21 protein-coding genes are annotated in these 21,761 nt (G+C 64.7%); 8 read left to right on the forward strand and 13 right to left on the reverse strand.

All coding sequences use genetic code 11. The features are described from left to right. Window positions 1-6 precede the first annotated feature (6 nt). The 5 genes from BM118_RS32490 to BM118_RS32510 form a co-directional block, all read right to left on the reverse strand. Window positions 7-813: an SDR family NAD(P)-dependent oxidoreductase gene (locus BM118_RS32490; RefSeq protein WP_092190952.1), complete on the reverse strand. Its 807-nt coding sequence runs from the start codon at window positions 811-813 to the stop codon at window positions 7-9. A 78-nt stretch (window positions 814-891) separates the two neighbouring features. Beyond that, entirely contained in the window at window positions 892-2,184 is a 1,293-nt protein-coding gene (locus BM118_RS32495) for a TRAP transporter large permease (RefSeq protein ID WP_092190954.1), read from the reverse strand. Then, window positions 2,175-2,723 carry a TRAP transporter small permease gene (locus BM118_RS32500; protein ID WP_092190956.1) on the reverse strand — a complete coding sequence of 183 codons (549 nt, stop codon included), beginning with the start codon at window positions 2,721-2,723 and terminating at the stop codon, window positions 2,175-2,177. The genes BM118_RS32495 and BM118_RS32500 overlap by 10 nt, the downstream gene beginning before the upstream one ends. Before the next feature lie 64 nt (window positions 2,724-2,787). Next, on the reverse strand, window positions 2,788-3,759 hold the full coding sequence (locus BM118_RS32505) for a TRAP transporter substrate-binding protein (RefSeq protein WP_092190958.1): 972 nt from the start codon (window positions 3,757-3,759) through the stop codon (window positions 2,788-2,790). A 21-nt stretch (window positions 3,760-3,780) separates the two neighbouring features. Next, entirely contained in the window at window positions 3,781-4,041 is a 261-nt protein-coding gene (locus tag BM118_RS32510; RefSeq protein WP_092190960.1) for a hypothetical protein, read from the reverse strand. A gap of 348 nt (window positions 4,042-4,389) precedes the next feature. On the opposite strand from BM118_RS32510, the gene BM118_RS32515 reads away from it, so the two are divergent. Then, window positions 4,390-5,166 carry a cyclase family protein gene (locus BM118_RS32515; RefSeq protein WP_092190962.1) on the forward strand — a complete coding sequence of 259 codons (777 nt, stop codon included), beginning with the start codon at window positions 4,390-4,392 and terminating at the stop codon, window positions 5,164-5,166. Between the two features lie 10 nt (window positions 5,167-5,176). Here BM118_RS32515 and BM118_RS32520 read toward each other — a convergent pair whose 3' ends face one another. Then, a complete protein-coding gene (locus BM118_RS32520) occupies window positions 5,177-5,905 on the reverse strand; it encodes a Crp/Fnr family transcriptional regulator (RefSeq protein ID WP_092190964.1) in 729 nt (242 codons plus the stop codon). Window positions 5,906-6,408: 503 nt separating this feature from the next. Next, window positions 6,409-7,122 carry a helix-turn-helix domain-containing protein gene (locus tag BM118_RS32530; RefSeq protein WP_092190968.1) on the reverse strand — a complete coding sequence of 238 codons (714 nt, stop codon included), beginning with the start codon at window positions 7,120-7,122 and terminating at the stop codon, window positions 6,409-6,411. A gap of 159 nt (window positions 7,123-7,281) precedes the next feature. Between BM118_RS32530 and BM118_RS32535 the strand changes: the two genes are divergently transcribed. After that, window positions 7,282-7,599 (forward strand): c-type cytochrome, encoded by a 318-nt coding sequence (locus tag BM118_RS32535; RefSeq protein ID WP_092190970.1) that lies wholly within the window; start codon window positions 7,282-7,284, stop codon window positions 7,597-7,599. A 6-nt stretch (window positions 7,600-7,605) separates the two neighbouring features. On the opposite strand, the gene BM118_RS32540 is transcribed toward BM118_RS32535, so the two are convergent. Genes BM118_RS32540 through BM118_RS32550 form a run of 3 tightly spaced genes read right to left on the reverse strand, consistent with a single transcriptional unit; the run spans window position 7,606 to window position 10,631 of the window. Further along, window positions 7,606-8,709, reverse strand: a complete 1,104-nt coding sequence (locus BM118_RS32540; RefSeq protein WP_092190972.1) for an ABC-type transport auxiliary lipoprotein family protein — start codon at window positions 8,707-8,709, stop codon at window positions 7,606-7,608. Between the two features lie 3 nt (window positions 8,710-8,712). Then, the gene (locus BM118_RS32545) at window positions 8,713-9,492 is read right to left on the reverse strand and encodes an ABC transporter ATP-binding protein (RefSeq protein WP_027545941.1); all 780 of its coding nucleotides are present in this window, start codon (window positions 9,490-9,492) and stop codon (window positions 8,713-8,715) included. A 2-nt stretch (window positions 9,493-9,494) separates the two neighbouring features. Beyond that, window positions 9,495-10,631, reverse strand: coding sequence for an ABC transporter permease (locus BM118_RS32550; RefSeq protein ID WP_092190974.1), 1,137 nt, complete (start codon window positions 10,629-10,631; stop codon window positions 9,495-9,497). Window positions 10,632-10,805: 174 nt separating this feature from the next. On the opposite strand from BM118_RS32550, the gene BM118_RS32555 reads away from it, so the two are divergent. Both BM118_RS32555 and BM118_RS32560 read left to right on the forward strand, forming a co-directional pair. Next, window positions 10,806-11,081 carry a hypothetical protein gene (locus tag BM118_RS32555; protein WP_092190976.1) on the forward strand — a complete coding sequence of 92 codons (276 nt, stop codon included), beginning with the start codon at window positions 10,806-10,808 and terminating at the stop codon, window positions 11,079-11,081. Continuing rightward, window positions 11,082-11,570 carry a phage holin family protein gene (locus BM118_RS32560; RefSeq protein WP_092190978.1) on the forward strand — a complete coding sequence of 163 codons (489 nt, stop codon included), beginning with the start codon at window positions 11,082-11,084 and terminating at the stop codon, window positions 11,568-11,570. 107 nt (window positions 11,571-11,677) lie between these two features. Here BM118_RS32560 and BM118_RS32565 read toward each other — a convergent pair whose 3' ends face one another. After that, window positions 11,678-14,371: a bifunctional acetate--CoA ligase family protein/GNAT family N-acetyltransferase gene (locus BM118_RS32565; RefSeq protein WP_092190980.1), complete on the reverse strand. Its 2,694-nt coding sequence runs from the start codon at window positions 14,369-14,371 to the stop codon at window positions 11,678-11,680. A gap of 70 nt (window positions 14,372-14,441) precedes the next feature. Then, entirely contained in the window at window positions 14,442-15,281 is an 840-nt protein-coding gene (locus BM118_RS32570; protein ID WP_092190982.1) for a universal stress protein, read from the reverse strand. Window positions 15,282-15,446: 165 nt separating this feature from the next. Here BM118_RS32570 and BM118_RS32575 point away from each other — a divergent pair, with 165 nt between their 5' ends. Genes BM118_RS32575 through BM118_RS32585 form a run of 3 tightly spaced genes read left to right on the forward strand, consistent with a single transcriptional unit; the run spans window position 15,447 to window position 18,976 of the window. After that, window positions 15,447-16,430, forward strand: a complete 984-nt coding sequence (locus BM118_RS32575) for a zinc-dependent alcohol dehydrogenase family protein (protein ID WP_092190984.1) — start codon at window positions 15,447-15,449, stop codon at window positions 16,428-16,430. Window positions 16,431-16,454: 24 nt separating this feature from the next. Beyond that, window positions 16,455-17,990 (forward strand): bifunctional aminoglycoside phosphotransferase/ATP-binding protein, encoded by a 1,536-nt coding sequence (locus BM118_RS32580; protein ID WP_092190986.1) that lies wholly within the window; start codon window positions 16,455-16,457, stop codon window positions 17,988-17,990. Window positions 17,991-18,001: 11 nt separating this feature from the next. Next, window positions 18,002-18,976: a CHAD domain-containing protein gene (locus BM118_RS32585; RefSeq protein WP_092190988.1), complete on the forward strand. Its 975-nt coding sequence runs from the start codon at window positions 18,002-18,004 to the stop codon at window positions 18,974-18,976. On the opposite strand, the gene BM118_RS32590 is transcribed toward BM118_RS32585, so the two are convergent. Beyond that, a complete protein-coding gene (locus BM118_RS32590) occupies window positions 18,973-20,814 on the reverse strand; it encodes a PHA/PHB synthase family protein (protein ID WP_092190990.1) in 1,842 nt (613 codons plus the stop codon). The genes BM118_RS32585 and BM118_RS32590 overlap by 4 nt on opposite strands. Before the next feature lie 206 nt (window positions 20,815-21,020). On the opposite strand from BM118_RS32590, the gene BM118_RS32595 reads away from it, so the two are divergent. Then, window positions 21,021-21,749 carry a CBS domain-containing protein gene (locus BM118_RS32595; protein ID WP_092190992.1) on the forward strand — a complete coding sequence of 243 codons (729 nt, stop codon included), beginning with the start codon at window positions 21,021-21,023 and terminating at the stop codon, window positions 21,747-21,749. The last annotated feature ends 12 nt before the right edge of the window (window positions 21,750-21,761 follow it).

Consider the following 21,761-nt stretch of genomic DNA (forward strand, 5'->3'; position numbering starts at 1 on the left):
ATCGTCCTATTTGTGCAATTGGGTGAGCCCGGTCGGCGGACCGTCGACCGCCGTCCAGCCGCCATCGACGAACAGCGTGCTGCCGCTGACGTAGCTCGCGGCGTCCGAGGCGAGATAGGCCACCGCCGTTGCGACCTCGTCGGCGCTGCTCCAGCGGTTGAACACGGTGTGGCCGGCATAGAGATTGTAGATGTCGGGGCGCTGCTTGAACGGGCCGGTGAGCGCGGTCTCGGCGATGCTCGGCGCGATGGCGTTGACGCGCACGCCGGCATGACCGACCTCGGAGGCAAAGCCCTTCACCAGCAGGCCGATCGCCGCCTTGGTCGAGCCGTAGACGCCAAGGCCCGGTTCGATGGTCACCGCGCGCACCGAGGAGCAGGCGATGATGCTGCCGCCCTTCTGCTCGACCATGATGCGGCCAAAGGCCTGGAAGAACCAGACCGTGCCCTTGACGTTGAGGTTAAGGACACGGTCGAGATCCTCCTCGGTGTAGTCGAGGATCGTCTTGCGGATGTTGAGCCCGGGCGTCGTCACGGCGATGTCAAGCTGCGGGAACTTCTGCATCACGGTTTTGGCCAGCGCATTGACGTCCGCAGCATTCGCGGCGTCACATGCGGCCGCCTCGGCCCAGCCGCCCTTGCCGCGAATGCCGGCGGCGGTCGCTTCCGCTGCATCAATCGCACGATCGGCACAGACGACTCGGGCGCCGAGCCCGGCCAGCGCCTCGGCCGATGATTTGCCGATGCCCGAGGCGGCGCCGAGCACGACTGCCGTCTTGCCGGTGAGATCGAAGAGCTTGCGATAGTCGGTCACGGACAGTTTCTCCCTGTTGCTGTGACGCAAACTACGCAAGCTCGGTGCGCCGGCCAAGTGCCGGCGCGCGCACGGCAGCTATCCCTTGTATCCCATCAGCAGACGCGGCAGCCACAGCGAGAAGGCGGGGACGTAAGTGACGAACATCAGCGCTGCGATCAGCGCGGCATAGAACGGCAGAATGGTGCGCATCACCGCGCCCACCGAGATGCCGCCGATGGCACAGCCCACGAACTGCGTCGTTCCGACCGGCGGGGTGTTCAGTCCCAGGGCACAGTTGATCAGCATCAGCATGCCGAACTGCACGGGATCCATGCCCGCCTTCATCGCGATCGGCAGGAAGATCGGGGTGCAGATTAGGATGGTCGCCGCCATGTCCATGAAGGTGCCGAGCACGAACAGGATGACGTTGATGAGCAGGAAAATCATCCAGGGCTGCGTGGAGACCCGGCTCATCAGGTCGCCGGCGAAATCGGCCACCTCGTAGAGCCCCATCAGATACTGGAACATGGTGGAGACGCCGATCAGCAGCAGCACCACGCCCGTCGTCTTCACCGCCTTGGCGGCGGCCCGCAGGAAGTTCGGCAAGGTCATGGTGCGGTAGATGAAGAACGTCAGCACGATCGTGTAGGTGACCGCGACGGCTGCGGATTCAGTTGCGGTGAAAACGCCGGACAGGATGCCCGCCAGGATGATACCGACGATCAGAAGACCGGGCAGCGCGGCCGCGAACGAGCGGAAAACCTCGGTCCAGCCCGGGAACTTCCCAGCCGGATAGCCGCGCTTCACCGCGACCGCGTAAGCGGCGACCAGCATGCACACCATCAGCACGAGCGCCGGCAGCAGGCCGGCGGCGATCAACGCGCCGATCGACACCTTACCGCCGGCGGCCAGGGCATAGATGATCATGTTGTGGCTGGTCGGCATCAAGGCTCCGACCAGCGAGGCGTGGGTGGTGACGTTGACGGCGTAGTCGGTGTCGAAACCTTCCTTCTTCATCATCGGGATCATCACCGCGCCCATCGCCGACACGTCGGCCACGGGCGAACCGGAGACGCCGCCGAACAGCGTGCAGGCGACAACGTTCGACATGCCGAGCCCGCCGCGGATGTGTCCGACGAGATTCTTGGCGAGCTGCACGATCTTGTCGGCGACGCCGCCATGCAGCATCAGCTCACCGCTGAAGACGAAGAACGGAATGGCCAGGAACGAGAAGATGTTCATCCCCGACATCATCTGCTGGAAGATGACGGCAACCGGCAGGCCTTCGTAGAGGATGGTGCAGATCGCCGACAGGCCGATCGCGAAGGCGACCGGGACGCCGAGGATCAGGAAGCCGAAAAAGGAGGCGCCGAGGATGATCAATTCCATGAGGGGACGACCTCTTCGCCGCGCAGGAGAGCAATGATGTGCTCGATTGAAAAGGAGACGATCAGGACGCCGGAGGCGATCAGCGGCACGTAGCGGATCACCTCGGGCAGGCCGAGATTGGGAATCTTCACGGTGCCGACCGACGCTCCGAGGATCCAGCCGTTGTAGGCCATCGCAATGCCGAACACGGCGACCAGTACGTGGATCACAAGCTCGATCTTCTCGCGCACATGATCCGGAAGCATGACCAAGAGACTGTCCATGCCGATGTGTCCGGCATCGCGCACGCCGACGGCGGCGCCGATCAGCGTGACGTACAGGATCAGGACCAGCGCAAGGTTCTCCGTCCAGGTCGGGCTGGAATTGAGCACGTAACGTCCGAACACCTGATAGAACACGATGGTGACGATGACGAGCAGGCCGGTCACGGACAGATACATGCCCGCGCGCGCAACGGGGGCATTGATCCGCGACAGCAAGCCGGTCGACGGGCGTCCGGCGACGTCCTGCTCGTGGCTTGCGACGTGTGGGTCTGTCATTCCCGCCTCTCCTTGCGAGTGTCCGGTGTCACCTCGAGGCGACGCCGGACCCGACGCCATGGCCTTACTTCGTGTCCTGGATGCGCTTGACGAGGCTCTGCAGCTTCTCGTCACCGGCGAACTTGGCGTAGACCGGCTTCATCGCGTCGACGAATTCCGCCTTGTTGGCGATCGTGACGACCTGGACGCCGGCAGCCTCGACGGTCTTGCGGGACGCCTGCTCGCGCTCGTCCCAGAGCTTGCGCATGACGGGCACCGATTCCTTGGCCGCCTTGCGGATCATCGCCTGATCCTCCTTGCTCAGCGTGTCCCAGACCTTCTTGGACATCACGAGAACTTCGGGCGCCAGGGAGTGCTCGGTGACGTTGTAGAACTTGGCTGCCTCGAAATGGCGCGAGGACTCGTAGGAGGGCCAGTTGTTCTCGGCCGCATCCACCAGACCGGTCTTGAGCGCGGTATAGACCTCGCCATACGGCATCGGCGTCGGGTTGGCCCCGAGGCTCTGGATCATGCCGACCCACAGGTCGGATTGCTGGACGCGAATTTTCAGGCCCTTGAGGTCGGCAAGCGACTTGACCGGGGCCTTGACGGTGTAAATGGAGCGGGCGCCGCTATCATAGTAGGCAAGGCCGACCAGGCCCGCGGGCTCCATGGCCGCCAGGATCTCATCACCGATCGGCCCGTCAAGGACCGTGCGCATGTGCTGCGTGTCCCGGAAGATGAAGGGCAGGCACAACGCGATGGTCTCAGGCACGAAGTTGTTCAGCGGCGATGCGTTGATTCGCATCATGTCGAGCGCGCCGATCTTGAGCTGCTCGATGGTGTCCTTCTCGGAGCCCAGGGCACCGTTGGGAAACACCTTCACGCCGAGCTTGCCGCCGCTCGCCGTCGCGAGCTGCTTGCCCATGAACTTGACGGCCTCGACGGTCGGATAATCGGCGGGATGGATGTCGGCGGAGCGGAAATCGCGTGCGGTCGCCAAGGGCGCTGAGACCGCCAGCACAGCGGCTGCGATGATACCGGTGAGTGTCTTCATCTGGGCTTCCTCCTGAGTTGATTATGTCGTTGTCGGGCAAATGCTGCGCGCCGCCTTGGGTCGCTCCACTTCAGGTGTAAAGTCAAGCGTGACAAACGCACCACCTTGGTAGGATTGCGCGGCGGAGTCGAGCGGATTCGGCTGTTTCAAGATCGCCGGCGCGGAAGATGCGGCCGTCATCGCGCTCCCCCCGGGCGGGGCCTGCGCGGCAAGTGCTCCCTGCCATCGCGCCTCGCCATCGGCCGATGCCGGATGCGAGCGAACGATGCTCGTCGTGTCCATGGATGTTCCTCTCGGTTTGTGCTCGACCGCTATTGATTGCGGCTTGGAGGTTCGGACGAGACGGTCGCCCTTCCCGGTGAACGCGCAGCGTCGGCGCGATGTCGCCAACATCGTCCCTAGGGCGGGCGGCATTCTGAGTCCAAGCCAAATCCGGCATCGATCGATGCAGGACTTGCATCGATCGATGCCGCGCCGCCCCGGGGAGGTAACCGGCAGAAACTTCCGATTTCCGGAATAGTTGGACCGTCCTCCGGCGTGAGGCGGCTCTCCGGCGCGTTACTTGACGCCACCTGTGCGGCCCCGACAAAATGCGCCGAAACAGGACCGGACCATCTCGAGGGAATGCCCATGCCGCGGACGCTGATCGATATCTCCGTGCCGCTCAGAAACGACGTGACGTCCGACCCGCCGGGCAATCACCCGACGATCCAATACATCGATCACCAGCAGGGCCTGCCGCGCATGCTGCAGTTCTTCGACGGCCTTAGGGCGCAGGACCTGCCGGACGGCCAGGGCTGGGCCGTCGAACAGGTCTCGTTGTCGACCCACAACGGGACGCATCTCGATGCGCCCTGGCACTTCCACCCGACCATGAATCGCGGCGAGCGGTCATGGACGATCGACGAGGTGCCGCTGGAATGGTGTCTTCAGCCCGGCGTGAAGCTCGACTTCCGGCACCTGCAGGATGGTTATGTCGTGACCGCCGACGACGTCGAAAAGGAGCTCAAGCGCATCGGCCACACGCTCTCGCCGCTGGAGATCGTCGTCGTCAACACCAGCGCGGGCGCCAAATTCGGCCAGGCCGACTACGTCAATTCCGGTTGCGGCATGGGTTACGAGGCCACCATGTATCTGCTCGAGCGCGGCGTGCGGCTGACCGGCACCGACGGCTGGAGCTGGGACGCGCCATTCGTCTACACCGCGAAGAAATATGCCGAGACAAAAGATGCCGGCCTGATCTGGGAAGGCCACAAGGCGGGACGGCACATCGGCTATTGCCATCTCGAGAAGCTGCACAATCTCGATCAATTGCCCTCGGCCGGGTTCACGGTCTCATGCTTTCCGGTGAAGATCGAACGCGCCTCCGCGGGCTGGACCCGCGCGGTCGCCATCATCGACGGTTAGGCGAACGCAATCAATCGCCGCCGAGGCCGCTTTCGGCGAGCTCGCGCAGCGCATCGATATCGAGCACGACGATGGCGCCATGCTCGAGGCGGACCCAGTTGCGTCCGGCCCAGGCGCGCAATTGCTTGTTGATGCTCTCGCGCGTCATCCCCACCATCTCGCTGATCTCCTGCTGGGTGATGGCGAGCGTGCCGCTGCCGGAGTCGAACTTGCGCTCCTCGGTGAGACCAAGCAGCGCGCTTGCGAGCCGGCCCGGCAGATTCTGGAGGATGACCTGCTCGACCTGCTGGCTGGTCCAGCGCAGGCGCGCGCAAAGCAACTCGATGAACTTCATCGCCAGCGCCGGCTGACTCTTCACAAACGGAAGGAAGTCCCGGCGGTCGATGATGTAGAGCTCGCAATTGGTGTTGGCGGTCGCATCCGCCGAACGCGGTGCACCGTCGAGAACCGCGATCTCGCCAAAGATTTCTCCGGGACCGATGAGATTGAGAATGGCGTTCCGTCCGTCGGGCGAAGAGGAGGATATCTTTACCGTCCCCGTGATCACCGCGAACAAATTGTTGCCGGGATCGCCCTTGGCGGCGATCGTCGCACCGCGCTTCACGGTGGTGTGCTTGGCGTAGCGGCAGAGCTGATCGAGCGCATCCGGCTCCAGATCCGCGAAGATCGGGTGCTTGCGCAGGACCGATAATTTGTTGCCCGCCGCTTGTCGGGGATCGCCGGTCTTGTCCTGAGGCACGCCGCTGGGCTCCTAAGACTGCGAGGCACTGGAGTTCCTGCGTAGTCAGTGTTGCCCGGCATTTCAACCGGAAAGCATGCGCGCGGTTTGAAGCAAATGCGGCGAAAATGCTGCCGCCCGGCTCGAAGCCGGCATCCGAAGGATGCGCCAATGCGTCCCGGTGGATGCAGAGTTGCAGGCACCGCACGCCGCGATTGCGTTAAGACGCTGCCGAACGGCCAAGGGCCGGCCGCGCGAACTCGGCGGTTAGCCGCGTCAGACGAGACTTACGATCAGGAGCTTCAGCGCTTGGAATCGGGGTCCAGCCGGCCTGCGCTGGTTTGTCGGTCCGCCCACGCCAGAGCTGCGGCGAAAATGACGAAGATCGCCACGACGACAATGGTCATCAGCAACGCGTCAGTAGGCATCATGCTCCTCCCGGGTTGTTTGAGGGGCATTATTTGCGGCAGGTGCCCGGCGTCATTGATCGGGATCAAAAATCCGAGAGCTATGTGGAAAGCCGGTCAGGCCGCGGCCAAGGCCTCGACGCGTGCCGGGTCGAGCAGGCTGATACCGCCATGAATGATGGCGATCGCTCCGTGGCGTTCAAGCTTGGTGAAGGTGCGACTGACGGTCTCGATGGTCAGGCCGAGATAATCGGCGATGTCCTGGCGGCTCATCGGAAGTGGAACCGTGTCGGACGCCTCCTTGAGCGCGAGCAGCCGCTCGCGCCAGCCAAGCAGAAAAGCCGCAACCTTCTCGTCCGCCGAGCGGCGGCCGAGCAACACCATATGGTCGCGTGCCTGGCTCAACTCGCGAATGGCCAGCTCGTTGATCCGCCTGAGCAGTTGCGGCCGCTCCTCGATGAAACGCCCGAAGGGCGCCTTCGCGAACTGGCACACGGTCACCGCGCCGATTGCATCGGCAGAGAAATTGTGGCGGCCGGACAGATTCATCCCCAGGAAATCGCCGGGCAAGGCGAAGCCGACGATTTGCCGCCGGCCGTCGGGGAGCAGCTTGTACAGCCGCATGACACCTTCGAGAACGTTGTAGAACGAGGTCGTGATGTCCTCCTCGGAGAACACAGTCTCGCCTGAGGAGAAATGGACACGGCGTCCGAGATGCTCGAATTCCCTGAGCTCGGCCGCATCCAGCGACGAACAAACCGCCGATGCGCGGATGGCACAATCGCTACAGTAATGCCCGTTCGGCTCAATAGTGACCACGGAAGGCTTCATCCACCGCTCCTAGCGTCGATCCAGCTCCGCCCCCCCGGCCGAGTCCGCCACGCGCATTTGCATTTTACTGCGCTGTCAAAAACGCGATTGACCCAGATCAATCCTGGCGGGCCTCCTCTCTCTATTCTGCCCCGAGAGTTCGACGGGATCCCGCCTTCCATGCTTCAGCACGCGCTCCGCCAGGGCCTGGTTGGCCTTTTTCTGATCACGCCTGCGCTGGCGGCGCCGACCGCCGAACAACGCGGAAAGGCCTTCGCCCGGGCCAATTGCGCGCGCTGTCATGCGATCGACCGCGTCTCCGAGAGCCCGCTCAAGGTCGCCCCGCCGCTGCGCACGCTGCACCGGCGTTATCCGATCGCGACCCTTGGCGAGGCGCTGGCCGAAGGCATCTACACGGGCCACGCCGACATGCCCGCCTTCGAGCTCAGTCCGGACCAGATCCACGACCTGCTGTCCTACCTGAAGACGCTGGAATAGGCGGCCTCACACCGCCTGCACGGTCCAGCCGATCAACTCCTTGGCGATACGGGCGAAAGCGGCGTCGAACGCCGCAACCGCGGCCGCCGGCTCGACCTTGTCGAGCTTCTCGCTGGTCTCGACGAGGCGTGATGCGACCACCTTGCCGTTCTTGTCGACGATCCGCGCCGACAGACCGATCTCGACCCTTGTCTCGCCGTCCGTGGCAATCCGGAAACGTCTGATGTCGATCAGCAGCTGGTAGTCCGCCTGCCCGAGGTCGCTCGTGCGCAACGGCGCATGGGCGATGTCGTAGTTCTCGAAACTGTCGATCAGCCGCGCCTGCACCAGCTTTGGAATGCTGTCGGCCCAGAGGAATTCGGCAAAGCCCGGATTATCGCCGCTAGGCGCAAACAGCATGCGCTGGGTCTGGAGCATCGCGACCGCGGTCGGCTCGGGAATGGCCAGCGAGGCAGAAAGCGTCTTGCCGGCCGGTCCGAGGTTCTGCGGCGTGCGCAGGTCATAGGTGACCTTTTGCGCGGGCGCGCCGCCTCCGGTCATCTTCTCGAGGCCCGCCAGAATGCCATCGACCTTGCCGGTGTTGCGTGCGAGCCCGTCCGAGAACGCCTTGAAATTCGCGATGGTGTCCTTCAGCGGGCCGGAATTGTCCTCCAGCACCGAATCCACCCGTCGCAGCGCATCGCGCGCCGCCTGCGTCATGCTCTGGCCGGCGCCGGCCTCTGCGATCAAGGTCAGGGGCTCGCCGGGCTTGGCGACGATCATGCCGCCCTCCAGCGTCACCACCGGCACGCCGGTCAACCCCTGGAAATCGAGCCCGACCTTGGTGTCGGTGCGCACCGGCGTGGCCGAAGCAACGGAGATCGTCGCATTGACGAAGCGTGGATTGTCAGGCGCGAGCCCGAGCTGGGTCACCTCGCCGACGCGGATGCCGTTAAACAGCACGCCGGCGCCGACCAGGAGCCCCGGTACCGGTCCCTGGAATTGCACATGGTAGTTCGTGCGCGGCCCGATGCCGCCGGTGTTGTTCAGCCAATAGATGAAGCCGAACACCGCGAGGATCGCGGCCAGCACGAAGGTGCCGATCAGCACGTAGGGAGCGCGGGTTTCCATGTCTCATCTCATCTCGTGTTGCAGCATCTGCGAGCGCTTGCCGTGGAAATAGGCGCGCACCCAGGGATGCTCTGATTGCAGCAGGTCGCGCATCGGGCCAATCGCAACGATCTTGCCGTCGGCGAGTGCGGCGACGCGGTCGCAGACCGTGGTGAGGCTCGCGAGGTCATGGGTGACCATGAACACGGTCAGCCCCAGGGTCTTTTGCAGCGTCCCGATCAGCGCGTCGAAATCGCCGGCAGCGATCGGATCGAGGCCGGAGGTCGGTTCGTCCAGGAACAGGATCGGCGGATCGAGCGCGAGCGCGCGCGCCAGCGCCACGCGCTTGGTCATGCCGCCAGACAGCTCCGCCGGATATTTGTCGGCGTCCTGCGCCCGCAGCCCGACCATTTCGAGCTTGGCGATCGCGATCTCGTCCATCAGCTCCTGTGACAGGACGAGATTTTCGCGCAGCGGAAACTGGACGTTCTGGCGGACCGTCAGCGAGGAGAACAGCGCGCCCTGCTGGAACAGGATGCCCCATGTCGCGGCCGCGCCTTGCGTGCCGCGGTTCTGCGTGCCGCCAATCTCGTGCCCCATGACCTCAATGGCGCCGCTTCGGCGCGGGATGAGGCCAATGATGGTCCGCATCAAGACCGACTTGCCGCCGCCGGACGCCCCCACCAGGCCGAGGATCTCGCCCTTGCGGACGTCGAGCGAGAGATGGTCGAGCACCGTCTGGCGGCCAAATCCGACCACGAGGTCGCGGACGCGGATCGCGAACTGTTCCTGCGATTCGCCCATCGTCACATCCCGATCGAAGCAAAGAAGATCGCGAACAGGCCGTCGAGCACGATCACCAGGAAGATCGACTTCACCACCGACGTCGTCGTCTGCCGTCCCAGCGACTCGGCACTGCCCTTGACGCGCAAGCCCTCGCTACAGGCGACGATCCCGATCACCAGCGCCATGAACGGCGCCTTCAGGATGCCCACCTCGAAATGGGTGACGGAAATAGCCTCACGCAGCCGTGCCATGTAGATCGCCGGCCCCATGTCGCCATAGAACTGCGCGACCAGGCCGCCGCCATAGAGCGCGGCAATCGATCCGATGAAGGCGAGGATCGGCAGCGCGATGACCAGGGCCGCAACGCGCGGCAGGATCAGGACGTCGACGGGATCGAGCCCCATGGTCGACAGCGCGTCGATCTCCTCGCGCATCTTCATCGAACCGAGCTCGGCGGTGTAGGCGCTACCCGACCGGCCAGCGACCATGATTGCGACGATCAGGACTCCGAGCTCGCGCAGCACCAGGATGCCGACCATATCGACGGTGTAGGACTCCGCGCCGAATCGGCGGAAATGGAAGAATCCCTGCTGGGCGATGATGGCGCCGATCAGGAAGGTGATCAGCGCGACGATGGGAATCGCCTGCCACCCGATGCGGTAGAGCTGATAGACCAGTGACGTCAGCCGCAGCGACCGCGGCCGGCGCAGTACACCGATTATGGCCATGAACAATGCGCCGAGCATTTGCAGGAAGATCGTGACGTCTTCCCGCGCGCCGACCGTGGCCTTGCCGAGATCGCCGAGCCTGAGCAGAACCGGATTGGGCGTGGCCGTCGGCGCCGGCGTGTGGCGGTTGACCTCGCGTACCTCGTCCATCAGGCCGCTGAAATGATCGGCGACGCCGACGAATTCGGCCGACCTGCCTGCCGATGCGGCTCTGCGCGACAGCTTCTCCAGGACCCAGGCGCCGAGCGTATCCAGCGCGCTGACGCCCGACATGTCCAGGGTCACAACTCTCGACCGATCGACATCGGCTCCGACCGAATGGGATAGAGTCTCGAGCGTCGTCACATTCGCCGCGGTCCAGGACCCTTCCGGGCGCAATTTCAGCACATCGCCAGAAGGCGTTGCCAGCAACAGCGGTTCGGAGTTCACGCTTCCACCTCATCGGGACGATCGGTCCCCATTCAGCCGCCACTTCTAGGCCAGCATGTGGCGGGCGGGTTGACCTGTCTCAAGGGCAGGCCCCTGGCCACCCCTTGACGCAAATCAAGCGCGATCGCGCCGGCGGGTCTTAGGTTCGCTCCATTTAATGGAGACATCAAATCCATGTTCGACAGCGACAGGATGAGCGAAGAACTGCGGACGTTGAAGGTGGACGTCACCCGCCTGCTGAGCACGGCCGGCGAGGAGATGTTCGAGAGTTCGAAGGACCGTGCCGAGGCTCTGGCCGATCAGATCAAGGCCGCGCTGGCCGAGCTCGGCGAAACCGTCAGCGACGAGCAGGAGCAGCTTCAGGGCCTCATTGCGGAGCGCCCGATGACATCGGTCGCCTCCGCCTTCGCGCTCGGCGTGGTCGTCGGCTTCATGCTGAGGAGACACTAGGTGAATACCGAGAACATCGTCAAACATCTGCGCGTCCTGTGGCGGACCGACAGGATCATTGCGGACATCCGGCTGCGGCATCTGCTGATGGGCCTCGGCCTGCGCGCCTTTGCGGCATTGATCGCGGCGTTCGGGCTCCTGATGCTGGAGCTGTCGGCCTATTTCGCGCTGGTCCAGATCTGGAGCGCCATTGCGGCGGCCGCCATCCTCGGCGCCGTCAATTTTGCCATCGCGGCGGTTCTCTTCGTCATCGCCGGCCGTGCGCCGTCCGGCCGCGACATCGAGCTCGCCAATGAAATTCACGGCGCATCCATCGAGGCCCTTCAGCTCGAGGCGCGAGCGCTCCAGGCCCAGGTGTCGGGCGCGGTGCATCATCCGCTGAGCACGATCGTGCCGGTGCTGGTGCCGCTGATCGCGATCATCGTCAAGAGCCTGCGGAAAACGGCCAAGGAGCCTGCCGCTGCAACGTCGGCCGAGGTGCGCTCATAACGCGCGATGAGACTGGGATGAATCGTCATCGCGCTTTCGGTTGCTGTTTGAGCATGATCCGGAAAACCGCTACGTACTTTTCCGGATCATGCTTTTAGCCGCCGCGCTCAGAGCTTCAGCCGGACGTCGCAGATATCGGGCTCGGTCGGATCCGGCTTGACCTCGAAACCGAGCTGCCGGCACATTTCGAGCATCACCGTGTTTTCCTGAAGCACGTCGCCCGATATGGCCTTCAGCCCTTCGGATCTCGCGTAGTCGATGATCAATTGCATCAGGGCCCATCCAAGCCCCCTGCCCTTGAGATCGGACCGCAGCAGGATCGCGTATTCGCCGCTCTCGTAGATCGAGTCCGAATGGAGCCGGACCACGCCGACCATCTCGCCGGTGGCCTCGTCGAATGCGATGAAGGCCATCGCGCGCGCATAGTCGAGCTGGGTCAGGCGCGCGATGAATTCGTGGGTGAACTCCTTCATCGGCGCGAAGAAGCGCAGGCGAAGGTCGTGAGGCGTCACATGGCGCAGGAACGCGTGGATGGTCGGCTCGTCCTCGGGGCGCAACGGCCGCACGAAGATGCGCCAATCGTCCTTGAGCTTGAGGCGGCGCTCCCACTGCGACGGATAGGCGCGAACGGCGAAATTGGCGGGGCCTGAGCCGGCGAATTTCCGCTGCGACGGCCCCACCGCGACACGGGCGTCGACCGCCGTCACGCCGGTCTCATCCGCGAGCAGCGGGTTGATGTCGAACTCGCGGATCTCAGGGATATCGGCCGCCATCTGGGCAAGCTTGACCAGCACCATGGCGACGGCGTCCTGCTTGACGGCCGGCACGTCCCGGTAGGCGCGCAGCAGCCGCGAGACCCGCGTGCGGTCGATCAAGTCGCGGGCGAGTTGCAGATCGAGCGGCGGCAGCGCCAGAGCCCTGTCATTGATGATCTCCACCGCCGTTCCGCCCCGGCCGAAGACGACGACGGTGCCGAAGGTGGGATCGTCGGCAAGACCGAGGATCAGCTCGCGCGCCTTTGCCTTGACCACCATCGCCTGGACGATGACGCCGCCGATGCGGGCCTCGGGCCGCAGCTTCCTTGCCCGGGCGAGAATGTCGGAGGCAGCCGCACGCACGGCTTCCGGGGTCGTCAGGTTGAGCACGACGCCGCCGACATCCGATTTGTGAACGATGTCGCGCGACATGATCTTCAGCACGACGGTGGCGCCTTGCGCGAATATCTCGTTCGCGTACGCCACGGCCTCTTCGACATCGGCCGCGGCATAGGTCGGCACCATCGCGATGTCGTAGGCTTCGAGCAGATGCTTGATCTCGACAGGCTCGAGCCATTTGCGGTCATCGGCGATGGCTGCAGCTACGATCTGCCTGGCGGCCCGGGCGTCAGGCACGAACGTGTCGGGCATCGCAGGGGGAACCTGGCTCAGTTCCTCGACCACTTCGCGATGCCGGACCAGATGCATGAAACCACGCACCGCATCGTCCTCGGTCGGATAGTTCGGAATGCGCCCGCCAGAGAGCGTCTGAATGATCGGCTGATCGGCCCCGACCCAGGCGGCAAGCACCGGCTTTGCCCAACTGCGGTGCTGCTCGCGATATTTGCCGACGAGCTCCGTCACGGTCGTCGCGATGTCGGAAGCCGAGGCGATCGCCGTCTGCACATTGAGGACGAGAACTGCGTCATTGTCGGGGTCGGCGAGCAGCACCTCGAGCGCCGCCGCGTAGCGCGATGCATCGGCATCGCCCACGATGTCGACGGGATTTGCGCCGGACCAGGTCGGCGGCAGCACGTCGTCGAGTTTCTTGCGGGCGTCCGCCGAGATGGACGCGGGAATTCCGCCAAGCTCGACCAGTCGATCGACGGCGAGGACGCCGATGCCGCCGCCATTGGTCAGAATGGCGAGGCGCTTTCCGGTCGGCGATTCGACGCGGCCGAGCGTTTCGGCGCAGTCGAACAGCTCGCGCAGATCGGAGACCCGCAGGACGCCCGCGCGGCGGAACGCCGCGTCATAGACGGCATCGGCGCCCGCGAGCGCGCCCGTGTGGGTAGCGGCCGCCTTCGCACCCTGCGCCATGCGGCCGGACTTCACCACGACAACCGGCTTGACGCGCGCCGCGGCGCGTGCCGCCGACATGAATTTACGCGCGTCCTTGATGGACTCGATATAGAGCAGGATCGCACGGGTCTTGTGATCCATCGCGAAATAATCGAGCAGGTCGGCAATATCGACGTCGATCTGGTCTCCGATCGAGACGATGCCGGAGAAGCCGACGCCGCGCTGCGCGGCCCAGTCCACCATGCCGGCGGCGATCGCGCCGGATTGCGAAATCAGCGCAAGACTTCCTGCTCCCGGCATGTGCGCGGCAAAACTGGCGTTGAGGCTCACGCCGGGCATCATGATGCCGAGGCAGTTCGGTCCGATCAGCCGCATGCCGTATTTGCGGGCTGCGGCGATCGCGGCCTCGTGCAGCGATCCCGGTCCATGACCGAGTCCGGCCGAGACGATCAGCGCGCCCGCCGAACCGCGCCGCCCGGCCTGGTCGATGATGCCGGGAACCTCCCGGGCCGGCGCGGTGATGACCACGAGCTCGGGCACGAATTCCAGCCTGTCCAGGCTGGCCACTGCGGCAACGCCGCCGATCTCGGCATGGCGCAGATTGACGAGGCCGAACTGTCCCGTGAATTCAGCCTTGCGAATGTTCTCCAGAACGGCGCGCCCGACGGAGACCGGACGGGCGCTCGCTCCGACAAGCGCAACCGAACGCGGCGACAGCAGATTCTTCAGGCGATAGGTTGACATGAAAGCAAATGCGCCCCGTCGGTGGCGGTTCCGATGGTTGAAAGATCTGGCCGGAAAGCTGGCCGCGAGCCTAGTGCGAGATCATAACCCAGCACGGTGGCTGGCCAATGACGGTCTTCGTCACACCACCCCAGACGATCTCGTTCAGACGCGAATGATGATAGGCGCCCATCACGATCGCATCGATGGCATGGGAATTTGCCCAACTTCCGAGCACCTTGCCGATCGAGCTGCCGCCGCCCTTCGTGGTTTCGAACGAGCCACGGACACCGTGTTCCCTCAAATGATCGACGAGGGCGGTTCCGGATTGCACAATCGCGTCGGTCTCGTCGTCGGCCACGGTCACCACACGGACCGAGGCAGCAGCCTGAAGGATCGGCAGCGCGTCGCCGACCGCCCGCGCCGCGCGCGCGGAGTGATCCCAGGCGATCATGACGTTCTCGAATTCCGGTCGCAGCACGTCCACGTGCTGTTCCGGGCACAGCAACAGCGGTCGCCCGGATTCGAACAGGAGCGTCTCGATAATGTGCTCCGTTCGGCTGTCATGCGGCTTCACAGGGATCAGGGTGAGATCGCTGAAACGCGCCTGTTCAGCCAGGATCGACGCAATCTGGTCCGCTGGCACCTTGCCCGACCGGCTTTGGGCCCGAATGCTGGCGCGGGCCGTCGCATCGGTGAAGGCATTCAGAAGATGCTGCATATCGCCCGCCCCGGGGGCCCCCTTGGCCTCGGCGGCATCGGGATCATCGGGAAGCAGCACTTTCGGTCGCACGAAAACATCTTCTTCGAGCGCAAGCGCGGTGATCCTGGCGCCGAGGTCGGCGGCTACGGCAACGCATTTCTCGATCGCAGCAAGAGCCGGTCCGCGCGGCTGGCCGACAAGCGGCAGAAAAACGTCCTTCAGGGGCATCGGGATTCTCCTTGGCCACCAGAATAGGCCGGCTTTCGTCAAGACGATTGATCCTCGTCAAGCCTTGAGGAACCGTCCAGGCGGGCATTGACGGAAGTCAAGGACTGGCCCCGCGCTGCCATTCTATGGATAGTTCGATCGGAGCGGTTCGCCCCGGAGAGACTGATGCGTGCGATGGTGTTGGCTGCCCCGCGAGCGCGGCTGCGGATGGAGGAGCGCCCCGATCCAATCCCCGGCGAAGGTCAGATCCGGGTGAGAGTCAGCGCTTGCGGTGTCTGCCGGACCGATCTTCACGTCGTCGACGCCGAACTGCCCGACATCCGCTATCCCATCGTACCCGGCCACGAAATCGTCGGCCGCATCGATCTCATCGGCCCCAATGTCGCAACGCATGCGCGGGGTGACCGGGTCGGCATTCCCTGGCTCGGGTTCACCTGCGGAAGCTGCCGGTTTTGCCGGGAGGGTATGGAGAACCTCTGCGACCGCCCGCTTTTCACCGGCTATACGCGCGACGGCGGCTATGCAACGCACGCCGTCGCCGACGCGCGCTACGCCTTTCCGCTCGGCGAAGCGGGCGACGATTGGGCCATCGCCCCTCTGCTGTGCGCGGGCCTGATCGGCTGGCGTTCGCTGGTCCTGGCCGGCCAGGCAGAGAGGCTCGGCATCTACGGCTTCGGCGCCGCCGGACACATCATCGCGCAGGTCGCGGTCTGGCAGGGGCGCTCGGTCCACGCGTTTACCCGGCGCGGCGACGTGGCCGCACAGGATCTCGCCCGCCGGCTCGGCGCCGTCTGGGCGGGCGCCTCGGACGAAACGCCTGACACACCGCTCGACGCCGCCATCATCTACGCTCCCGCCGGCGAGCTCGTGCCGGCCGCGTTGCGCGCCGTTCGCAAGGGTGGCCGCGTGGTCTGCGCCGGCATCCATATGAGCGACATTCCGAGCTTTCCGTACGACCTGCTCTGGCAGGAACGGCAGCTGATCTCCGTTGCCAATCTCACCCGACAGGACGGTCTCGATTTTCTCAGGATCGCTCCGCAGGCGGGCGTGCGCACCGAGACGACCGCATTCCCGCTCGATCAGGCCAACGAAGTCCTGGACATGCTGCGGAATGGCCAGATTCTCGGCGCCGCCGTGCTCAGGCCCTGACCGCATTCCGGAATACCAGCTTCGATGACAGACGAAACGGCTGCCCAGGAACGGATCTTCACAGCGCTATGCGCGCATCCCGGCGTGACACGGATCGATACGCACGCCGCGTCGGTTTTTCTCGACGGCGGCCGCGCGCTGAAGATCAAGCGGGCCGTCCGGTTTCCGTTCCTCGACTATTCGACGCTCGAGAAACGCAAAGCGGCCTGCGAGGAGGAGATCAGGATCAACCGGCCGCTGGCGCCGCAGATCTATCACCGCGTCGTGGCGATTACCGAGGAGCCGGACGGATCGCTGAAGGTCGACGGCCGCGGCCGGCCGGTCGAGTATGCGGTCGACATGTCCCGCTTCGACGAAAGCCGGACGCTGGATCATCTGGCGAAGGCGGGCCCGCTGGATGCGGACCTGGCCTCGGCTGCCGCTGACGCCATTGTGGCATCGCATGCGATAGCACCTCGCGCCGACGGCAAGGCATGGGTTGCCTCCATCCCCGGCCTCGTCGATGGAAACAGCAACGGCCTGCGGAAGGGCAACCATCTCGAAGCCGAAGAGATCGAGCAGCTCGGCCAAGCCTCGCACGCGATGTTGCTGCGCCTGCGGCCGCTGCTCGAAGAACGCGGCCGTCAGGGATTCGTGCGCCGCTGCCACGGCGACCTGCATCTTGCGAATATCGTGTCGATCGACGACCAGCCAGTGCTGTTCGACGCCATCGAGTTCGATGCGCAGATGGCAACTGTCGACGTGCTCTACGACCTCGCGTTCACGCTGATGGACCTCTTGCACCACGATCAACCATTCGCAGCCAATATCGTCCTGAACCGGTATCTCGCCGCGACGCCACCCGAAAATCTCGATGCGCTCTCAGCCCTGCCGCTGTTCATGTCCATTCGCGCGGCAATCCGCGCCCAGGTGGCGCTGGCGCGGCTGACGCGGCCCGATGCCGACCGGACAGGAATTCTTCAGGAGGCACGCCGCTACTTCGATCTCGCTTGGGCTCTGATTCACCCGCCCGCCCCATGCCTGATTGGGGTTGGCGGACTATCGGGCACCGGCAAGTCCGCCCTCGCCCGCACGCTGGCGCCCCACATCGTGCCGCAACCGGGCGCCGTCGTGCTGCGCAGCGACATCATTCGCAAGCAGCTGTTTCGTGTGGAACACACCCACCGGCTGCCGTCGTCCACGTACCGGCCCGAGGTCACCGCACGCGTCTACGAGGTGCTGGTGCTGCGCGCCCGACAGGTGTTGGCACAAGGCCATTCCGCAATCGTCGACGCGGTCTTTGCCAGCGAGTCCGAACGGGACCAACTGGCCGCCATGGCCCGCCAATGCAACGTGCCGCTGAGCGGACTATTCCTCACCGCCGACCTCGCGACCCGTCAGGCGCGCATCGGCAGCCGCCATGGCGATGCCTCAGATGCCACGCAAGAGGTTGCTGCGCAGCAAGAGCACTATAATATCGGCCATGTCGGTTGGGCGACCATCGATGCATCCGGGACACAAGAGCAGACGCTCCAGCTTTGCCGGGACGCGATCGCAGGGCAAATAGGGCAATCTGATTGACGCGGGCAAGGATGTCGCGACCCACCACGAGTTCGACCGCGGCCGCGCGCGCCAAGCCGGCGACGCGGCGCAATGCCCTGCCCGGCCGCCTCAGTCCCGGCATGGCCTGCGATACCGCCTTCCGGATCATCGCCCGCCGCCACCTCGATGCCGTCCTCGCCCAGCACGACGGCACTTGCCGCGGCGATCCCGACGCACTGCACCAGATCCGCATCGCGCTGACGCATCTGCGCACCGCCATCCGCTTCTTCTCGCCGATGGTGGACGACGCGCTGCGGCCGAACGTCTGGGCCGAGCTGAAATGGCTGAACAGCCAGCTCGGCCTGGTGCGGGACCTCGACGTGGCGATCGAGCGGGTCGTCGCCGAGAGTGGCAACGAGCTCGCCGTGATCGCCGAGCTCCAGCACTGGGACGAGAAACGCGCCGAGAGCCACCGCCTGCTCGCGCGCGCGCTGCAATCCGCGCGCTACAGGCGCCTGGTCGAGCAGACATCGGCCTGGATCGAGAGCGGGCCCTGGTCGACCCGGCGCAGCAAGGAAGCCATCAGGTTGCGCCGCTGCTCGCTCGCCGACCACGCGACGGCGCGGCTGACCGAGTGGGAAGAGACGCTGCTCCGGAAGGCCCGGAAGCTGCGCAAGCTCGATATCGAGAAACGACACAGGTTGCGGCTTCTCAACAAGCGGCTGACCTATTCGATCGATTCGCTCACGGACCTGTTCGATAACGATACCCTGACGAAGCAGAAGTCCATCCTCAAGCAATTGCGCAAGGCGCAAAGGTCGCTCGGACAATTGAACGACGATGCGCGGGGGCAAGCGCTGGCAGCGTCGCTGAACGGCGCCGGCCCCGAGGCCGGCATTCGCTTCCTCGACCGTAAACGGGAAAAGAGGCTGCTGCGAACCGCCTCTACGGCCTACCGGAAACTGGACAAGGCCAAGCCCTTCCGCTCGTCAGACCTTGCGCCCAACGCGGAGCCTAAGGATTAGGTGTGGACGTAGTCTCCCGGCGCATCGGGCAGGCCGTCAACGTCCCCGACACCGATCGACGGTGGATCGCAGGGCGCGCCTGAGCGCGCCGCCAGCCATTGGGCCCATTCCGGCCACCACGATCCCTCGACATGCGGCGCCAGCTTCAGCCACTCGTCCGGGCCGACGTAAGGCGCATCCGCGGCCTTGGTCATGACCTGATAGTTGTGCCAGGGCTCGTCGGGAGGCGCGACGACGCCGGCATTATGACCGCCGCTGGTCAACAGGAAGGTTACGTCGGCATCAGCCTGATAGTGGATCTTGTAGACGGATCGCCACGGCGCCACGTGGTCGGCGAGCGTGCCCACCACGAACATCGGCGCGTGAATGTCGGAGAGCGAGACGCTCCTGCCTTCGACGCGATAACGGCCTTCGGCCAGATCGTTGTCGAGGAACAGCTTGCGCAAATACTCCGAGTGCATGCGATAAGGCAGCCGCGTGGCATCGGCGTTCCAGGCCATCAGGTCGCTCGGCCGCGAACTCTCGCCCATCAGATAGTCGCGCGACAGCCGCGACCAGATCAGCTCGTTGGAGCGCAGCAGCTGGAACGCACCGGCCATCTGTGTCGTGTCGAGATAGCCGCGCTGCCACATCATGTCTTCGAGGAAGGCGACCTGGCTCTCGTTGATGAAGAGCGTCAATTCGCCGGCCTCGGTGAAGTCGGTCTGGGCGGCAAGGAGCGTGATGGTGCCGAGACGGCGATCGCCATCGCGCGCCATGGCGGCGGCGGCGATCGACAGCAACGTGCCGCCCAGACAGTAACCGAGCGCATGGATTTTTCGATCGGGCATGATCCGGCCGATCATGTCCAGCGCGGCCATGACTCCCAGCTTGCGATAGTCGTCGAAGGCAACATCCCTGTCCTTCGCATCCGGATTGCGCCAGGAGATCGCGAACACGGTGAAGCCCTGACCGGTCAGATACCTGACCAGGGAATTCTGCGGCGACAGGTCGAGGATGTAGTACTTCATGATCCAGGCCGGCACGATCAGGATCGGCTCGGGTCGCACCTGCGCGGTCGTCGGATGGTACTGGATCAGCTCGATCAGATCGTTGCGGTAGACGACCTTGCCGGGCGAAGCCGCCACCGTCTTGCCGACGACGAACTGCTCGTCACCTGCCGGCTTCGAGACGGAGAGCAGGCGCATCAGATCGCTGCACCAGTTCTGCCAGCCGAACACAAAATTCTCGCCGCCGCTCTGGAACGCTTTCTCCAGAACCTGCGGATTGGTGGCCGCGAAGTTCGACGGCGCCAGCATATCGAGCATCTGGCGTACCGAGAACTCGACGACAGCTTCATTTGCATGCGACACGCCACGCACGCCGGTCGTGGCATCGTGCCACCAGCGCTCCGTGAGCAGGAACGCCTGCGCAAGCAGATTGAACGGCGCGGCTTCCCATTGCGGGTCCTTGAAGCGACGATCGCGGCCCTGCGGCTCAATCACGGACCACGGCTTTTGCGACGTCGCGTGCGCGACGGCTTGCAGGAACCGGCCGGTATCGCGGAGAACGTTGCGGGACATCTGCATCTGGCGCTCCGGCGCCGCGGCAAGATGCACACTCCAATCGAGCCAGGCGAGCGACAAGGCCACGGGCGAAATCCCGCCCGTGAACCGCGCCAGCATCGCATGAAACGCGCGGTCAAGGGGGTATGGCTCCGATGCAGGCAGGGAATTGGCAGCGACCGGCTCCCCTGAGACCTTTTCGGGGATCGTCGGAGAGGCTTCGGCAGCCGGATTGGCGCAGAGAGCCTGCGCCGGCGGCTCGTCGGCCCGTGGAAATATCTTGACGACGCTCATGGCTAAATGGTCCTGCGGGCTTCTGTTCTAGGGCGGCAGGATATGGCGACACTTCGGATGCGTGTTGAGCTGCATCAAGTCCCGGCACGGATCACAATTGCTCAACCAGAGAGAAACGGCCCGGATCGCTTGACCTGAGTCAAACCACGCCCCGACAGCCGAAGTAGGCTTTGCGCATCGAAATTCGAAAGCTAGCGGAGTCCTCCATGCGCGCCCATCAGATCATGACCCGGTCGGTCATCTCGGTCACCCCCGACACCAGCATCGTCGAGGCGGCGAACATCATGCTGAAGCGGCATGTCAGCGGCCTCACCGTGGTCGACGACACCGGCAAGCTGGTCGGCGTCGTCTCGGAAGGCGACTTCATCCGTCGCAGCGAGATCGGCACCGGGCGCAAGCGGGGGCGCTGGCTGCGCTTCATCCTCGGTCCGGGCAAATCGGCCAGCGACTTCGTCCACGAGCATGGCCGCAAGGTCTCGGAGGTGATGACCGCCTCGCCCGTGACCATCACCGAGGATACGGCGCTCGCGGAGATCGTCGACCTCATGGAACGGAACAACGTGAAGCGCCTGCCGGTGGTGCGCGGCGACATGGTGGTCGGGATCGTGTCCCGCGCGAACCTGTTGCAGGCCGTCGCAGGGCTCGCCCGCGAGGTGCCGGATCCGACGGCCGATGACGATCACATTCGCAGCCGCATCATCGATACCATGGAGAAGAACGACTGGTGCCCGTTCGGGCTCAACGTCATCGTCCGCAACGGCATCGTCCACCTCAGCGGCGTCATCACCGAAGAACGCGCGCGGCAGGCCGCGGTCGTCGCGGCAGAGAACGTCGAGGGCGTGAAGAAGGTGCACGACCATTTGTGCTGGGTCGACACCATGTCCGGCGTCTATCTGAACTCGCCCGAGGACGACGATCTCGCCAAGGCGAGCTAACAAGGCAAGCCG

Origin of the sequence: Bradyrhizobium sp. cf659, from assembly GCF_900113725.1 — a bacterium.
Taxonomy (GTDB): Bacteria; Pseudomonadota; Alphaproteobacteria; order Rhizobiales; family Xanthobacteraceae; genus Bradyrhizobium.

Bases quoted from the DNA above. Each gene is read 5' to 3' on its own strand.
- BM118_RS32495 (WP_092190954.1), bottom strand. From the start codon at position 2,184: ATGGAATTGATCATCCTCGGCGCCTCCTTTTTCGGCTTCCTGATCCTC.
- BM118_RS32500 (WP_092190956.1), bottom strand. From the start codon at position 2,723: ATGACAGACCCACACGTCGCAAGCCACGAGCAGGACGTCGCCGGACGC.
- BM118_RS32505 (WP_092190958.1), bottom strand. From the start codon at position 3,759: ATGAAGACACTCACCGGTATCATCGCAGCCGCTGTGCTGGCGGTCTCA.
- BM118_RS32510 (WP_092190960.1), bottom strand. From the start codon at position 4,041: ATGGACACGACGAGCATCGTTCGCTCGCATCCGGCATCGGCCGATGGC.
- BM118_RS32515 (WP_092190962.1), top strand. From the start codon at position 4,390: ATGCCGCGGACGCTGATCGATATCTCCGTGCCGCTCAGAAACGACGTG.
- BM118_RS32530 (WP_092190968.1), bottom strand. From the start codon at position 7,122: ATGAAGCCTTCCGTGGTCACTATTGAGCCGAACGGGCATTACTGTAGC.
- BM118_RS32535 (WP_092190970.1), top strand. From the start codon at position 7,282: ATGCTTCAGCACGCGCTCCGCCAGGGCCTGGTTGGCCTTTTTCTGATC.
- BM118_RS32540 (WP_092190972.1), bottom strand. From the start codon at position 8,709: ATGGAAACCCGCGCTCCCTACGTGCTGATCGGCACCTTCGTGCTGGCC.
- BM118_RS32545 (WP_027545941.1), bottom strand. From the start codon at position 9,492: ATGGGCGAATCGCAGGAACAGTTCGCGATCCGCGTCCGCGACCTCGTG.
- BM118_RS32555 (WP_092190976.1), top strand. From the start codon at position 10,806: ATGTTCGACAGCGACAGGATGAGCGAAGAACTGCGGACGTTGAAGGTG.
- BM118_RS32565 (WP_092190980.1), bottom strand. From the start codon at position 14,371: ATGTCAACCTATCGCCTGAAGAATCTGCTGTCGCCGCGTTCGGTTGCG.
- BM118_RS32570 (WP_092190982.1), bottom strand. From the start codon at position 15,281: ATGCCCCTGAAGGACGTTTTTCTGCCGCTTGTCGGCCAGCCGCGCGGA.
- BM118_RS32575 (WP_092190984.1), top strand. From the start codon at position 15,447: ATGCGTGCGATGGTGTTGGCTGCCCCGCGAGCGCGGCTGCGGATGGAG.
- BM118_RS32580 (WP_092190986.1), top strand. From the start codon at position 16,455: ATGACAGACGAAACGGCTGCCCAGGAACGGATCTTCACAGCGCTATGC.
- BM118_RS32585 (WP_092190988.1), top strand. From the start codon at position 18,002: ATGTCGCGACCCACCACGAGTTCGACCGCGGCCGCGCGCGCCAAGCCG.
- BM118_RS32590 (WP_092190990.1), bottom strand. From the start codon at position 20,814: ATGAGCGTCGTCAAGATATTTCCACGGGCCGACGAGCCGCCGGCGCAG.
- BM118_RS32595 (WP_092190992.1), top strand. From the start codon at position 21,021: ATGCGCGCCCATCAGATCATGACCCGGTCGGTCATCTCGGTCACCCCC.